Origin of the sequence: Ideonella azotifigens (assembly GCF_021043325.1) — a bacterium.
Lineage (GTDB): Bacteria > Pseudomonadota > Gammaproteobacteria > Burkholderiales > Burkholderiaceae_C > Ideonella > Ideonella azotifigens.
The window spans coordinates 292,649-307,515 of record NZ_JAJNKD010000003.1 but is presented as its reverse complement, the minus strand read 5'-3'; the positions used below and the strand labels follow the sequence as shown (position 1 = coordinate 307,515).

Annotated in this window: 11 protein-coding genes; 6 read left to right on the top strand and 5 right to left on the bottom strand. The window is 64.6% G+C overall.

The annotated features are described in order from the left end of the window. Nucleotides 1-137: 137 nt before the first annotated feature. From rhaS to LRH25_RS09490, 6 genes are all read left to right on the top strand, one after another. On the top strand, nucleotides 138-1,127 hold the full coding sequence (gene rhaS / locus LRH25_RS09515) for a rhamnose ABC transporter substrate-binding protein (protein WP_141288432.1): 990 nt from the start codon (nucleotides 138-140) through the stop codon (nucleotides 1,125-1,127). 272 nt (nucleotides 1,128-1,399) lie between these two features. Continuing rightward, nucleotides 1,400-3,004, top strand: a complete 1,605-nt coding sequence (locus LRH25_RS09510; protein WP_141288433.1) for a sugar ABC transporter ATP-binding protein — start codon at nucleotides 1,400-1,402, stop codon at nucleotides 3,002-3,004. Then, a complete protein-coding gene (locus tag LRH25_RS09505) occupies nucleotides 3,001-4,005 on the top strand; it encodes an ABC transporter permease (protein WP_231011044.1) in 1,005 nt (334 codons plus the stop codon). The genes LRH25_RS09510 and LRH25_RS09505 overlap by 4 nt, the downstream gene beginning before the upstream one ends. After that, nucleotides 4,002-4,985, top strand: a complete 984-nt coding sequence (locus LRH25_RS09500) for an ABC transporter permease (protein WP_141285184.1) — start codon at nucleotides 4,002-4,004, stop codon at nucleotides 4,983-4,985. Before LRH25_RS09505 ends, LRH25_RS09500 begins: the two co-directional genes overlap by 4 nt. A 4-nt stretch (nucleotides 4,986-4,989) precedes the next feature. Then, the gene (locus LRH25_RS09495; protein WP_141285183.1) at nucleotides 4,990-5,313 is read left to right on the top strand and encodes an L-rhamnose mutarotase; all 324 of its coding nucleotides are present in this window, start codon (nucleotides 4,990-4,992) and stop codon (nucleotides 5,311-5,313) included. 233 nt (nucleotides 5,314-5,546) lie between these two features. Further along, nucleotides 5,547-6,893 (top strand): FGGY-family carbohydrate kinase, encoded by a 1,347-nt coding sequence (locus tag LRH25_RS09490; protein WP_141285182.1) that lies wholly within the window; start codon nucleotides 5,547-5,549, stop codon nucleotides 6,891-6,893. Here the strand turns inward: LRH25_RS09490 and LRH25_RS09485 are convergent. The 5 genes from LRH25_RS09485 to LRH25_RS09465 form a co-directional block, all read right to left on the bottom strand. Then, nucleotides 6,883-7,569, bottom strand: a complete 687-nt coding sequence (locus LRH25_RS09485; RefSeq protein ID WP_231011043.1) for a M48 family metallopeptidase — start codon at nucleotides 7,567-7,569, stop codon at nucleotides 6,883-6,885. The genes LRH25_RS09490 and LRH25_RS09485 overlap by 11 nt on opposite strands. A 68-nt stretch (nucleotides 7,570-7,637) precedes the next feature. After that, nucleotides 7,638-10,949 carry a type I restriction endonuclease subunit R gene (locus tag LRH25_RS09480; RefSeq protein ID WP_141285181.1) on the bottom strand — a complete coding sequence of 1,104 codons (3,312 nt, stop codon included), beginning with the start codon at nucleotides 10,947-10,949 and terminating at the stop codon, nucleotides 7,638-7,640. Next, complete coding sequence (locus tag LRH25_RS09475) at nucleotides 10,946-12,136, bottom strand: restriction endonuclease subunit S (RefSeq protein WP_141285180.1); 1,191 nt, start codon at nucleotides 12,134-12,136, stop codon at nucleotides 10,946-10,948. The genes LRH25_RS09480 and LRH25_RS09475 overlap by 4 nt, the downstream gene beginning before the upstream one ends. Then, complete coding sequence (locus tag LRH25_RS09470; RefSeq protein ID WP_141285179.1) at nucleotides 12,126-13,253, bottom strand: virulence RhuM family protein; 1,128 nt, start codon at nucleotides 13,251-13,253, stop codon at nucleotides 12,126-12,128. Before LRH25_RS09470 ends, LRH25_RS09475 begins: the two co-directional genes overlap by 11 nt. Further along, a complete protein-coding gene (locus LRH25_RS09465; RefSeq protein WP_141285178.1) occupies nucleotides 13,246-14,850 on the bottom strand; it encodes a type I restriction-modification system subunit M in 1,605 nt (534 codons plus the stop codon). The genes LRH25_RS09470 and LRH25_RS09465 overlap by 8 nt, the downstream gene beginning before the upstream one ends. Nucleotides 14,851-14,867 lie beyond the last annotated feature (17 nt).

Genomic DNA, 14,867 nt, shown 5'->3' with positions numbered 1-14,867 from the left:
GCTCAGGGCGAACGGAATACGAGACAAACCAAGACACCGAAGACACCAGAAAAGCCGCCCAACTTTGCGGCCCGTCCCCACCGGCCGATTCTTCATCCAAGGCCGGACACCACAGAAGAGAAAGCAGGAGACAAGACATGGAGATTCAATTCAAGCTCGCCGCGGTAGCGCTGTCCGCATTCCTCACGGCCCCGGCCTTCGCGGTCGACAAGATCGCGCTGGTCGTCAAGTCCATGGGCATCGGCTTCTTCGACGCGGCCCACCAGGGCGCGCTGGAAGCCGCCAAGGAGCTGAAGGACGTGGAAATCATCTACACCGGCCCGGCCAAGCCCACGGCCGAGGGCCAGATCGAGATCATCAACTCGCTGATCAACCAGAACGTCAAAGCCATCATCATCTCGGCCAACGACCCGGACGCGCTGGTGCCCGTCACCAAGAAGGCGATGCAGCGCGGCATCAAGGTCATCTCGTTCGACTCCGGCATCCGCAAGGACGGCCGGCTGATGCACCTGGCGCCGTCCAACAACGCGCTGATCGGCGAGAAGCTGGTCAAGATGGCCGAGCAGGTCACCGGCAGCGGCGGCGGCGAGATCGCCGTGCTGTCCGCCACCGCGCAGGCCACGAACCAGAACGTCTGGATCGCCGAGATGAAAAAGGTGCTGGCCCAGCCCTCGCATGCCAAGCTGAAGCTGGTCAACGTCGTCTATGGCGACGACCAGACCGACAAGAGCTACCGCGAGGCCCAAGGCCTGTTCAAGAGCTACCCCAATCTGAAGGCCATCGTCGCGCCCACCACCGTGGGCGTGGCCGCCGCAGGCAAGGCGGTGCAGGACGAGAAGAAGGTCGGCCAGGTGTTCGTCACCGGCCTGGGCCTGCCTTCGGAAATGGCCGGCCATGTGCACAGCGGCGCGGTCAAGTCCTTCGCCATCTGGAACCCGATCGACCTGGGCTATGCCAGCGTGCAGATCGCCGAGGCGCTGGTCAAGGGCGCCAAGGCCGAGCCGGGCGCCAAGCTGAGCATGGGCCGCGTGGGCACCGCCACGCTGGACAAGGACAACGAAGCCGCGATGGCCGAGCCCTTCACCTACGACGCCAGCAACGTGGACAGCTTCGCGAAGATTTTCTGATTCCTTCCTCCGTTCTCCCTGAGCCCGTCGAAAGGTTCCCGAACCGTTAGCCTTGAGCCGACCTCCCCGTTCGGGCTGAGCCTGTCGAAGCCCCCCTTCGACAAGCTCAGGGCGAACGGAGGGGTAGTCAGCCCGAACGGATGGTGGGACCACGCGCCTGGAACACTCGACCACCCGAATTCCGTTCGGGCTGAGCCTGTCGAAGCCCCCTTCGACAAGCTCAGGGCGAACGGGGGGCGCACGCTCAGCTGCTACGGAACACAGCATTTCTCATGAACGCATCTCCTCCCCTGCTATCGCTGCGGGGCCTTCACAAGCGCTTCGGGCCCACGCACGCGCTGCGCGGCGTGGACCTGGAACTGGTGCCCGGCCAGGCACTGGCCTTGATCGGCGAAAACGGCGCCGGCAAGTCCACGCTGGTCAAGCTGCTCACCGGCGTGTACGCCCCGGATGAGGGCCAGATCCTGCTGGACGGCCAGCCGCTGCGCTTTGCCAATGCCCAGGCCGCGCAGGCGGCCGGCATCGTCGCAGTGCACCAGGAAACGGTGATGTTCGACGAGCTGAGTGCGGCCGAGAACATCTTCATCGGCCGCCAGCCGATGAAAGGCCCGCGCGGTTTCCGCGTCATCGACTGGGCGCGCATGAACCGCGAGGCCCAGCAGGCGCTGGACCAGGTGGGCGCCGGCTTTGCGGCCACCACGCCGGTGCGCCAGCTCAGCCTGGCGCAGCGCCACTTGATCGAGATCGCCCGTGCGCTGTCGCAGCAGGCCCGCGTGGTGATCCTGGACGAACCGACCGCTGCGCTTTCGCAGGCAGAGATCCGCGACTTCTACGGCATCGTGCAAGGCCTTAAAAGCCGCGGCGTCGCCGTCCTTTTCATCACCCACAAGTTCGACGAAATCTTCGCCGTGTGTGACCGCTACGTGGTGCTGAGGGACGGCGCCTCGGTCGGCACCGGCGCGATGGACAAGGCCAACGAGCAGCAACTGGTTGCGCTGATGGCCGGCCGCAAGATCGAGGACATCTACCCGCACGTGCCGGACCAGCGCGGCGAGGTGCTGCTGCAGGTGCGCGGCCTGTCCCACCCCACCGAGTTCGACGGGCTGGACTTCGAGCTGCATCGCGGCGAGATCCTGGGCTTTTACGGCCTGGTCGGCGCCGGCCGCAGCGAGGCGATGCTGGCCTTGATGGGCCTGAACCCGGGTGTCACCGGCAACGTCAAGCTGGACGGCGAGACGCTGAAGATCAACGAGCCGGCTGATGCGATCTGCGCCGGCCTGGCCTATGTGCCCGAAGAGCGCCAGCGCCAGGGCGGCATTCTGCCGTTTTCGGTGATGCACAACATCAGCCTGGCCGCACTCGCCGGCCCGCGTGCAGCCAGCAACGAGCGGCTCTCGCGTGGCCCGTGGCTCTCGCATGCGCGGGAAAACGGCCTGGCCGCCCGCATGATCGAGCGGCTGCGCATCAAGTGCGCCGGCGCGGAAACGCCGCTGTCCGGCCTCTCGGGCGGCAACCAGCAGAAGGTGGTCATCGCCAAGTGGCTGGGGCTGAACCCGCGCATCGTGATCCTGGACGAGCCGACCAAGGGCATTGACGTGGGCGCCAAGCAGGCCGTCTACCAGCTGATTGCCGAGATGGTCGCGCAAGGCCTGGCGGTCATCCTGGTGTCCTCCGAGCTGCCCGAGGTGATGCACCTGGCGCACCGCACCATCGTCATGCGCCGCGGCCTGCAGGTGGCCGAATTCACACGCGGCGAGGCAGACGCCGAAGCCATCGTCGCGGCTGCCTCCGGGCTGGACGGCGGCCACGCGCCGCGCCATGCGCTGCCCGCCAGCGTCCACGCCGGCAAGGCCTACACCCCGGAGCTGGCCGCATGAAGCACACCGCCGCTTTCATTTCCCGTCGCGACGGCGTGCTGCTCGCCATCATCGCGGTCGTCGCCATCGCGGTCGGCCTGCGCGCGCCCGTGTTCCTCACGCTGCGCAACGCGCTGGACATTGCCAACGACTCGGCCATCCTCGCCATTCTGGTGATGGGCCAGATGCTGGTGCTGCTCACTCGCGGCGTGGACCTGTCCGCCGCGTCCAACCTGGCGCTCACCGGCATGCTGTGCGCGCTCGCCGCACGCGCCTGGCCCGGCATGCCGCTGCCGGTGCTGCTGGCCTTGGCGGCCCTCATCGGCGCGCTGCTGGGCGCTGTCAACGGCGTGCTGATCACCGCGTTTTCGCTGCCGCCCATCGTCGTCACGCTGGGCACGCTGTCGGCCTACCGCGGCGCCATCTTCCTGGCCAGCGGCGGCGCGTGGATTTCGGACCACCAGATCCACCCGCTCATCAAAGGCCTGCCGCGCGAAACCTGGCTGGGCCTGCCGGCCCTGCTGTGGCTGGCGCTGCTGGCCGTGGCCGCCACCGCCTGGCTGCTGCGCTGGCGGCGCGAGGGCCGCGAACTGTACGCGCTGGGCGGCAACCCGTCTGCCGCCACCTATGCCGGCATTCCGGTCAACCGCCGCGTGATGATGGCCTACACGCTCTCGGGCCTGTTCGCCGGCATCAGCGGCCTGTTGTGGGTGGGCCGCTATTCCATCGCCTTCACCGAGCTGGCCGCAGGCTACGAGCTCACTGTCATCGCCGCCTGCGTGATCGGCGGCGTGAGCATTGCCGGCGGCATTGGCAGCGTGACCGGCGCGGTGCTGGGCGTGCTGTTCATTGGCGTGGTCAACGGCGCGCTGCCGGTGATCCAGGTCTCTCCCTTCTGGCAGCAGGCGATTGCCGGCGCCGTCATCCTGTTCTCGGTGGCGCTGAACGCGCGCAGCCAGGCCAGGGGCGGCCGGCAGATCCTCGAAACCAGGCACATGGCCACTGCAGGAGCCGCCGCGTGAAAGCCTTCGACACCTGGGAGCGCGTGCTGCTCGCGCTCATCGTGCTGGTCTACCTGCTGTTCGGCCTCACGGTGGACAACTTCCTCTCGCCCTATGCACTGGCCGACAGCACCTTCAACTTCTCCGAGAAAGGCCTGATCGCGCTGGCCATGGCACTGCTGGTCGTCTCCGGCGAGATCGACCTTTCTGTCGCCGCCACGATGGCGCTGTGTTCGCTGGCCATGGGCTTTGCGATGAAGGCCGGCGCGGGTGTGCCGCTGATGCTGCTGGCCGCACTCGCCACCGGCATCGCCTGCGGCGCGTTGAACGGCTGGCTGGTCACGCGCCTGCAGCTGCCGTCCATCGTCGTCACCATCGGCACGCTGTCGCTCTACCGCGGTCTCGCGCTGGTGCTGCTGGGGGACCAGGCCATCACCGGCTACCCCGAAACCCTGAGCACCTGGGGCAACGGCACGCTGGGCGACCTGCTGGGCGTGGAGAAGCTGATCATGCCCGTCGAGTTCGCGGTGCTGCTGCTCGCGGCCGTCGCGGTCGGCCTGCTGCTGCACCGCACGGTGCACGGCCGGCGCATCTATGCGATTGGCGCCAACGCGGTGGCCGCTCGCTTCTCCGGCGTGGCGGTCAACCGCTACCGCTTCGCGCTGTTTGTCTTCGTCGGCATCATGGCTGCGCTGGCCGCCGTGCTGCTCACCGGCCGCATCGGCAGCACCCGCCCCAACCTGGCCATGGGCTGGGAGCTGGACGCGGTGACCATCGTGATCCTCGGCGGCGTGGCCATCGAAGGCGGGCGCGGCAGCGTGCTGGGCACAGTCCTCGCCGCCGTGCTGCTGGGCAGCTTCACCTTCGCCCTGGGCATGCTGAACGTGCCCGGCATCGTGATGTCCATGATCGTCGGCGCGCTGCTCATCGTCGCCATGGTGTTGCCGCGCCTGCTGCGCCGCCTGAAAGCGCCCACCGGCCTGCGCGTGCAAGGAGCGTGAAGCGATGGCCGATGAAAAGCGCGCCTTCCGCATGTTCCTGAACCCCGGCCAGGCCGACGAATACCGCCGCCGCCACGACGCCCTCTGGCCCGAGCTGGCCGCGCTGCTGCGCGAGAGCGGCGTGCACGACTACAGCATCTACCTGGACGCCGAGCACCACGTGCTGTTTGCCGTGCAACGCCTGCGCCCCGGCCACAGCACCGCCGCGCTGCCCGAGCACCCGGTGATGCGCCGCTGGTGGGCCCACATGGCGGACCTGATGCGCACCCACGAAGACGGCTCGCCCGTCGTCGAGCCCCTGCCCTGCATGTTTCACATGGACGAATGAGGTTTCTCTTATTCGAGACGTTTTGAATCCGTTCGACTGAGTTTTAGATCCGTTCGCACTGACCCTTCGACAGGGCTCAGGACTGAAGGCTTTGTCGAAGTGCCTGTTCTTGATCCGTTCGCCCTGAGCTCGTCGAAGGGGCCGTTACTGAACCGTTCACCCTGAGCCTGTCGAAGGGTCAGGCTTCGACAAGCCCGAACAGAGGCAGTGCCGCGCGTTTTGAAAATTCCAACATGAGCAAGACCCCGCCTCCCGACAACGACCTCACGCTGGTGCTGGACATCGGCAAGAGCCACGCCAAGCTGGTGCTGATCGACGCTGCCGGCGAGGTCGTGGCCCGCCAGGTCCAGCCCAACCAGAGCGCCCCCGGCCCCGGCTACACCGCCCTCGGCGTGCCCGCCCTGGAAGCCTGGCTGCTCGCCACCATCCCCGAGCTGCCCCGCCGCCGCGCCATCCGCCGCCTGTCCATCACCACCCACGGCGCCGCCTTCTGCGGCATTGATGACGCCGAGGGCCTGGTGCTGCCGCCCATGGACTACGAATGGGACGGCTACGGTGACACCCGCGCCGAATGGCAGGCCCTGGCCGACCCCTTCGAAGAAACAGGCACCCCTTTCCTGCCCATGGGCCTGAACGCCGGCCTGCAACTGCACTGGCTGCAGCGCCACCACGGCGAAGCCTGCGCCCGCGTCCAACACTGGCTGCCCTACCCCCAATACTGGGCCTGGTGGTTCAGCGGCGTGGCCTGCAGCGAGGTCTCATCGCTGGGCTGCCACACGGGCCTATGGTCCCCCACCAAAGCCGACTTCAGCCCCTGGGCCCACCGCAGCGGCCTGGCCGCCCGCTTCGCCCCCATCCGCCGCGCCTGGGAAGCCATCGGCACCCTGCGCCCCGCCCTCGCCCAACGCCTGGACCTGCCCCCCGACATCCAAGTCATGGCCGGCTCCCACGACAGCAACGCCTGCCTCGCCCGCTACCTGCGCAGCGACCCGAACGCGCTGGTGCTTTCAACCGGCACCTGGTGCGTGCTGATGGCACCGGGGGCTTCGGTTGAAGGCTTGGACGCAACGCGGGATGAACTCGTGAACGTGGCAGTCGACGGCCGGCCGGTGCCCACTGCACGGTTCATGGGCGGGCGGGAGTTTGCGGTGCTGTGTGGGGAGGCTTCGCCTGCGTTGGCGACGGCTGAAGCGCTGGCGGAGGTGATGCGGGAGGGGTGGAAGGCGGTGCCGGCGTTTGCGGCGGCCGGGGGGCCGTTTCCGGGGCAACGGGGACAGGTGTTCAAGCGTGGGGTTGAAACCACCATCGACGCTGTGCCGCACAAACTTCGGCCTGCGTTGGCTTCGCTTTACTGCGCGGAGATCATTGCGGCGATGGTGCAGCGGCTGGATCCGCGAGCCGCTGCTAACAATTTGCTTCTTGAAGGGCCGCTGGCGTCGAATGCGGCGTTCCGCACGGCGCTTGTCAATTTCATTGCGCCACGGAACCTGACGATCAGCCAAGACGAACTAGAGGGGACGGCCCGCGGGGCGTGGTTGCTGGCATTGCCACGAACAGCAAAACCCGGGCTCAAGTCCTGAACACCTCTTCCGCCATGTTGTCCAGCTTCTCCTTCACCGCCTGCCAGTTCGGCATGTGCCTGTTCAGCGCCTGGTAGAACTTGGGGCTGTGGTTGTGGTGCAGCAGGTGACACAGCTCGTGCAGCAGCACATAGTCGATGCACTCTCGTGGCGTCTTGACCAATAGCGGGTTCAGCGTGATGCGACCGGACGGTGAACAGCTTCCCCACTGCACCGTCATGAACTGCAGCCGCGTGGGTGGAAGCTGCTTGACCCATCGCAGCGGTGCAGCCACAGCTGCCAGACGAACCGCGAACAGCTCTCGCGCGCGCTGCCGGTACCAGGCGTCCAGCGCGCCGCGTATCGTTGCTGCGTCACCATGTTCCGGCACGCTCACGGCGATGAATGCACCGCGCATGCGTGCCTCTGCCGTGGCACCGGCGGCAACGATGACCTTCAGGCGATAGCGGCGGCCCAAGTAGTGCAGTGATTCCCCGCTCACATACTCGCGCGGCAGCACATGGGCCAGCCGCGCCTTGGCGGCCGCCACATGCTGGCTGACCCAGCGTGCCCGCTTCTTTACCGCCGCCAGCACGTCAGCCACCGAAGCCGATTCCGGTGCATCGACCAAGACGCGTCCGTCTGGCTCCACGTGGATCGCAATTCGCGTCACAGTCCGAGAAGGCTGGCGGCGCAAGCTGAAGTCAATGACCTCATCACCGTAGACAAACCGGTGCCGGCTGGCGGCTTCAGGTACGAGCACGCTCAAGACTTGCTCAAGCCCAGGCGGGTGATCTGAATCACCTGCTCCACCACCTGCTTCGCGTTGTCCAGGCCCAATGTGCCGAACAACAAGGGCAGCAAGCCCTTGCGGATGGCCGCCTCGATGTTCTGCGGGTTGAGCGAGTTTTCAGCCACGGCATCGCGAACGACGGCATCCATGGCCAGGGTCTGCTGCACCAGGTCTTCGACGGCCTCCTCTCTCTGTGCAGCAAAGGCCTCTTCCCCCATGACCAGGCGAACCGCCCCGAAGTAGGCCTTGGCGTGCGGCTTGTCCGCCAGCGCATCCGGCACACCCGGCGTCGCTCGAGACGCCAGCTTCTGCTCGAAGGACTTGAACAAGGCGTACTGCTTCAGCGGATGGTCGAACATCGCCTCGGCCTCGGCGATGGCCTGCCGCAACAGTTCTCCAAACACCTTCTGCGCAAACGGGTCCGCCGCCAGTTCCTGCTCGATGGTCTTGCGCATTCGGGTGCGGATCATGTCCGTCTCGTTGCGCGTCTTCTCTTCAGACCATTCTTTCGGGTCTTCCGCTCGGCCCAGCTGGTGCACCAAGTAGACACCTTCGGGTTCGCGCACCTCGGTGCCGATGACTTGCTTGTCCACCAGCTTGCCGATCTGCTCTTCATAGACGCTGTAGTCCACCGCCTCCATCGCATCACGCCTGGCGGTCTGGCGCAGCTCGGTGAAGAAACGCAGGTCGGCCTTGTAGCGAGCGATCAGCGCCTCGGAAAAGCTCTTGTCCTCGAAGAAGCTGCGGGACGACAGCGCCGTCTGCAAGCAAAGGCCGAAGGCCGTCAGCGCCTCATAGAAGTCGTCACGCAGCTTCTGCCGCTCGTCGTATTCCTCGCCATCGCTGCCCTTCCCGAACTTCGGCGCCAATACCTGCCGGTACTGCTCACGGTCCAGCTTGTTGGCCACCAGCTTGAAGAAAGACCACACCCGGTCGTGCAATGCGGGCAGGCGCTTGTACTCGGTGCTGAACTGGTGGTACAGGCCTTCCAGGTCACCGATATCAAAGCCGCCCTGCGTGCGGGCCTCCAGGTCTTGGTATGCGCGAACGGCCGTGTCCAATTCCTCAAGAACCCCTCGGTAGTCGACCAGCACACCGTAGCGCTTGGCGTCGTGCAGGCGGTTGACGCGCGCCACGGCCTGGATGAGGTTGTGCCCCTTCAAAGGCTTGTCGATGTACAGCACGGCATTGCGCGGCTCGTCGAAGCCGGTCAGCAGCTTGTCCACGACGATCAGCAAGTCCGGAGCACCGTCTGTGCCGAAGTCGTTCACGACCTGCTTCTCATAGGCCTCAGGGTCGTTCCCGCAGGTGGCCATGGCCTGCTTCCACCACTTCTGCACCTCAGGCAGCGTGTCCTCGTCCACCTCAGAGTTGCCCTCGCGTGTGTCCGGCGGCGAGATCACCACCACGCTGGTCACCAGGCCGGTGTCGTCAAGCGCCTTCTTGTAGCGAACGGCGTCGAGCTTGCTGTCGGTGGCGACCTGGCCTTTCAGGCCGAGGGCCAGCTTCTTGATGTTCTCGCTGAAGTGGGTCGCGATGTCCCAGGCGATCAGCTCGATGCGGTTGGCCGCGCCGTAGATGGCGCCCTTCTTGGCGAACTTCTTTTTCAGGTCGGTGCGTTGGGCCTCGCTGAGGTTGACGGTGATCTTGTCGAACCAGCGGTTGACGGCCTCTTCGTTGATGTCCAGCTCAGGCACGCGCTCTTCGTACAGCAGCGGGGCCACGGTCTCGTCCTCCACCGCTCGCTGCATGGAGTAGGCGTGCACGATGGGGCCGAACTTGTTGGCCGTCTTCTCGTCCTTGAGCAGCGGCGTGCCGGTGAAGGCGATGTAGGCTGCTTTGGGCAGCGCCTTCTTCATGCGCTCGTGCGTCTCGCCGCCGTGGCTGCGGTGGCCTTCGTCCACCAGCACGATCATGTCGGCCGAGTCGTTGCGGCAGTCCGGCAGCCTGGACGCCGTGTTGAACTTGTGCACCAGCGTGAAGGTGATGCGCTCTGTGCCCTTGCCGATGCGCTGCGCCAGGTCGCGGCCGGAGAGGCTGCGGCTCTTCTCGCCGTCTTTCTGCGTGGCCATGCTGGAGCCGAAGGCGCCGCCGGTCATGAAGTTGCGGGCGAGCTGGGTTTCCAGGTCGATGCGGTCGGTCACGACGACCACACGGCATTCCTTCAAGGCATCCACCAGCAGCAGCGCCTTGGTCAGGAACACCATGGTGAAGCTCTTGCCAGAACCCGTGGTGTGCCACACCACGCCGCCCTCGCGGCCGCCGCCTTGTGACTCGGGCTTCATCTGGCAGACGCGCGCCAGCAGCGCACGGATGCCGAAGAACTGCTGGTAGCGCGCCACGATCTTGCCCACCTTGCGGTCGAACAGCACGTAGCCGCGCAGGAACGCCAGCAGCCGTGCCGGCGTGAGAAGGCTCACCAGCAAGCGGTCCTGCTCCGTGGCCTGCATGGGCGCGCTCCACAGCGCGTCGAAGTACGCCGCCAGCCCGGCTGGCTTGCCATCGAACAGCGCCGCGCGCACCTCCGGCTTCAGCGCCGCGTTCTTGAGCGCCTGCATGTGTGCGTCGGCCAACTCCTCTTCGCGCCACTTGGCCCAGAACTTGGCCGCCGTGTGCGTGGTGCCGTAGCGCCCTTCGGTCTGGCTGATGGACAGCAGCAATTGGGCGTAGGCGAACAAGTTGGGAATCTCGTCCGGCCGTTGGTTGCGCAGGTGCTGGCTGATGCCCTCTTGCACCATCGCCTTGGACGGATGGCTGCCGCCGCCCGACTCGGGCCGTTTGGCCTCGATCACCACCAGAGGGATGCCGTTCACGTAGCCCACCACATCTGGGGAGCGATGGTGCATGCCCTGTGCGGCCAGCACATCCAATTCCTCGGTCACGTCCCAGCGGTTCGCCGCCGCATCGGCCCAGTCGATCACCGGAATGGTGGGCTGGTGCCTCTTGCCATCGGGCATGAACTCCGTCACCGTGATGCCCAGCGCCAGCTTGCCGTACAGCCGCTCGTTGGCGGGCATCAGCCCTTCCGCCAGGCTCAACGCCGACAACTCCCGCACGATCTGGTCGATGCCGCTGGGCGACAGCGGATACCACTCCCCCTTGTACTGGTAGCGCCGCGTCTGCAGCACCTCGATCAGCCTCGGCTTGAGCAGCACCTCGCGCGTGCTGCCCCGCAGGGCCAGGGCTTGCGCCGTGGTCAGAAAGTTCCAGCCCAGGTTGCACAGCAGGTGCAGCGCGGGCAGATGGGCGCTGTACTGCTCACGAGAGTTGGGCGTGATGTTCATATGACCTCACCGGGCGCATGCTGCCCCGCGACACGTTGAACCAAGGCTTGCTTCTCGCGCAACACGGCACCTTTGGCGAGATCGAACATGTGCGCGACTCGATCCGCTGCGTCCAGCAAGTTGCAGATCTCACGCTGCTGAGACTTGTCCAAGGGGCAGAGGAATCTGAATGACCTAAGGAAATCGGCGGAGATTCGTTTCTGACCTGCCGACCCCTCCATCTCCGCGGCACCCCTGTTCCGAAACTCGCGGCTTTGAAGAACTTGCGCAATCAATCGTGGCTCGATCACCCCTTTGGGGCGGAGTACGTGAAATTCCGTACTTCCAAAGCCCACCCCGTTGGTCAGATCGGCCAACAGCGCGCCCTTTCCGTTCTCGAAGCAAGGGGTGATCTTTGCCACCAGCAAGTCACCGTCTTTGAAGCCTGGATGTCCCGCACAAGCATCCAAATATTGCCGAACTCGGCTTGTATCAATGCGTCCTTGTTCGGATACAGCCTCCATCGGCAAAAACGTAACTCTGCCGTCTTCGGGCATTTCGGGCCTTCTCGGATTTAGGTCCACCACATCGCCGAGCCGGACAAGCTGCCAGTCCCTTGACTGCTTGCCTGACGACGCATGATGCGTTGGTGTGGGCAGTAGTCGATGAAGGAGTGCACGCTTCTCAGCGCGAGCATTTGCGGCGAGCTTTTCAAGGACCTTAGCGGCCTTGTCCCACAGCGCCATGCCAGAGGCCATCCGCTGCTGGGCTTCTAGTCCTGGGATCGAAACTGGAATTGCCGCGAAGTCGTCAAAGTACAGCCGAAGGCGATCATCAGTCAGGCCATATGAGTAGGCCCAGAGTAGATGAAGCATTCGAGGCGTGCGCAGTAGCTGCGCAAGAAATGCAGGGTCAACGTTGGCCCTTGGCTTCAAGACAACGTAGGCGGGGCTGACCATACCCTCGCGGTCAGAAAGCCCAAACGCGCCCTGCCACATTCGCATCGTGTTGTAGGCGATGTCCCCAGGCTTAACCAGAAGGTGCTCGGCAGGTGAAAGTGCGGTGTCTTGCTTGCGGTCTAAATCATCGCGATCAACCAGCCCTTCTCTCATGGTGACTGAGAGGGTCGGCAAGCCAGCTCGACCGCGTTCCTTGCGGCTATCGAACAATTCGCCAAGCCTGCATTCTCTCCAACCATCAACCAGCATCACGCTCTCCCTTCTTCTTTGCCAGCTGCGGCGCCACCACAACTACAGGCACCTCATCCTCTGAGCCTGGCCCTTCCAACAACCTGTCGAAGTCCGACTGGTACAGGCGGTCCTGCACGATGCGGTATTTCTCGAACTCGCTCTCGGCATGGGCACGCGCGATCTCTGCGGTGACCTGGCCGGCGTCCTGCAGCACGCGCCGGTCGGTGGCGGCGATGAAACGGTTCAGGCGCGTCTCCCAGTCCTGCATGGTCATCGGGATCTGGCGCAGCGCCATGTCTTCTGCCACGTCCAGGTAAGCGGACACCAGGCGCTGCAATTGCGCCATTTCGCCCTCGGTCAGGTAGTTCTTGGCCACCACCACATCGAATTTCTGGATCTTGCCCAGAGGGGCGTCCTTCCAGGTAGTGAGTCCCATGCGTTCCTTGCTCGCATCGGCGCGGCTGTAGATCACCTCTGCCGCCGTCTGCCCGTGAATGGCCCAGTGCAGCTTGTTCTGCACGGTGGCAAAAAAGCGCTGGGTGGCCTGAGCCTGGCTGTCGTAGTCAATCGCCGTGGCGTAGAGGTCGGTGATCTTTTGATAGAACTTGCGCTCGGAGAGGCGGATCTCCCGGATGCGCTGCAGTTGCTCTTCGAAATACTGCCGAGTGAGCACCGAGCCGTCGCTTTTCAGACGCTCGTCGTCCATCGCGAAGCCCTTGATGGTGAAGGACTCGACGATGGCACTGGCCCATTTGCGGAACTGCACCGCACGCTCGGAGTTGACCTTGTAGCCCACCGCGATGATGGCGCCCAGGCTGTAGTGCTTGGTGTCGTAGCCTTTGCCGTCTGCGGCAGTTATTCGAAAATTTCGAATAACTGCTTGCTCGGCCAGCTCGCGGTCGGCAAACACCTTTTTCAGGTGGTAGTTGATGGTCTGGGTTTCCACGTCATAGAGCTGGCCCATCATCTTTTGGGTGAGCCAGACGTTTTCGTCGGCGTAGAGGGCCTCCACGCCGCCCTGGCCGGCAGCGGCCACAAAAGTCAGATATTCGGCTGCTGACGAGCGCGTGATGCTGTGGCCAGCCTTCAACGCCTTGCTGTTTTCCTTGTAGGCTGCACTGGCTCGCTTACTCATAGCCCAGCTCCTTCAGGTACACGGCCATCTGTGCTTCCAGGCTGGCCAACTCGGCCTTCAGTTGCTCGCGCTCCCGGCGCACGGCCATCAAGTCGATTTCGGCCTCTTCCTCGAAGGTGTCCACGTAGCGCGGGATGTTGAGGTTGAAGTCGTTCTCGGCGATCTCGGCGGGCGTGGCGAGGTAGGCGTATTTGTCGACAGCCTGCCGTGTGAAGGCAGTGGCCAGGATGCGTTGCAGGTCGGCTTCTCGCAGCATGTTCTGGTTCTTGCCGGCCTCGAAGTCGCGGCTGGCGTCGATGAACAGCACCTTGTCGTCGGCCTTGTTCTTGCGGAACACCAGCACGGCGGCGGGAATGCCCGTGCCGTAGAAAAGCTTTTCCGGCAGGCCGATCACGATGTCGAGCAGGTTTTCCTCGATCAGCTTTTGGCGAATGCGCCCCTCAGCCGCGCCACGGAACAGCACCCCATGCGGTACCACAACCGCCATGCGGCCGGTGCCGGGCTTCATGGTCTCGATCATGTGCAGGATGAAGGCGTAGTCGCCCTTGGTGCGCGGCGGCACACCGCGGCGGAAGCGGCTGAACCTGTCGGCATCGGCTCCTTCAAAGCCCCACTTCTCCAGGCTGAACGGTGGGTTGGCCACCACGATGTCGAAGTGCTTGAGCAACTGCAGCTTCGGCGCGGTGGCTGGCGACGGCTTTTTCTTCTCGCCGCGAACCGCCGCAAAGAAGTCGTAGCCCGGCACATCGCCTTCCAGCAGCTTGGGGTTGCGGATGGTGTCGCCCCACTCGATGCGATGGTTGTCCTCGCCGTGGAGGAACATGTTCATCTTGGCCAACGCCCAGGTGCTGCCGATGGCCTCCTGTCCGTAGAGTGCGTATTTGCGCGAGCCGGTGTTCTCGCGGATCAGGCGGCCGCACTTCATCAGCAGCGAGCCAGAGCCGCAAGTGGGATCGCAAATTTCATCACCCTCCTGAGGCGCCATCAGCCTTGCCATCAGCGCTGAGACCTCGGGCGGGGTGTAGAACTCGCCAGCCTTCTTGCCACTGGTAGACGCGAAGTTCTTGATCAGGAATTCGTAGGCGTTGCCGATCACGTCGAGCTGGCCGACGCGGCTGGGAGACAGGTCCAGCTCGGGCTTGGCGAAGTCTTCCAGCAGGTGGCGCAGGATGTCGTTCTTCTGCTGCTCGTCGCCCAGCTTGTTGGAATTGAAGCTGATGTCCTGGAACACATCGCGCAGCTTGCTGATGTTGGCCTCTTCAATGGCATGCAGGGCCTTGTCGATGCGCTCGCCATTGCCGGGAGTGTGGCGCTGGTTGTGCAGCGCGTAGAAGTTGGCGCTCGCGGGCAGAACGAAACGCTCGCTCTTGAGCATTTCCGTGATCAGTTCCGATTGGTCGCCGTACTGCTTCTTGTAAGTGTCGTAGTGATCAAGCCAGACGTCGGAAACGAACTTGAGGAACAGCGTTGTGAGCACGAAGTCCTTGTAGATGCTCGGGTCCACGGTGCCACGGAAGGTGTCGCATGCAGCCCAGACGGCGGCATTGATCGCGTCCTGGCTGACGGGGGCGGATGGGGTGTTGGTCTTGTTGTTCATGCGTTCTGGAACTATTG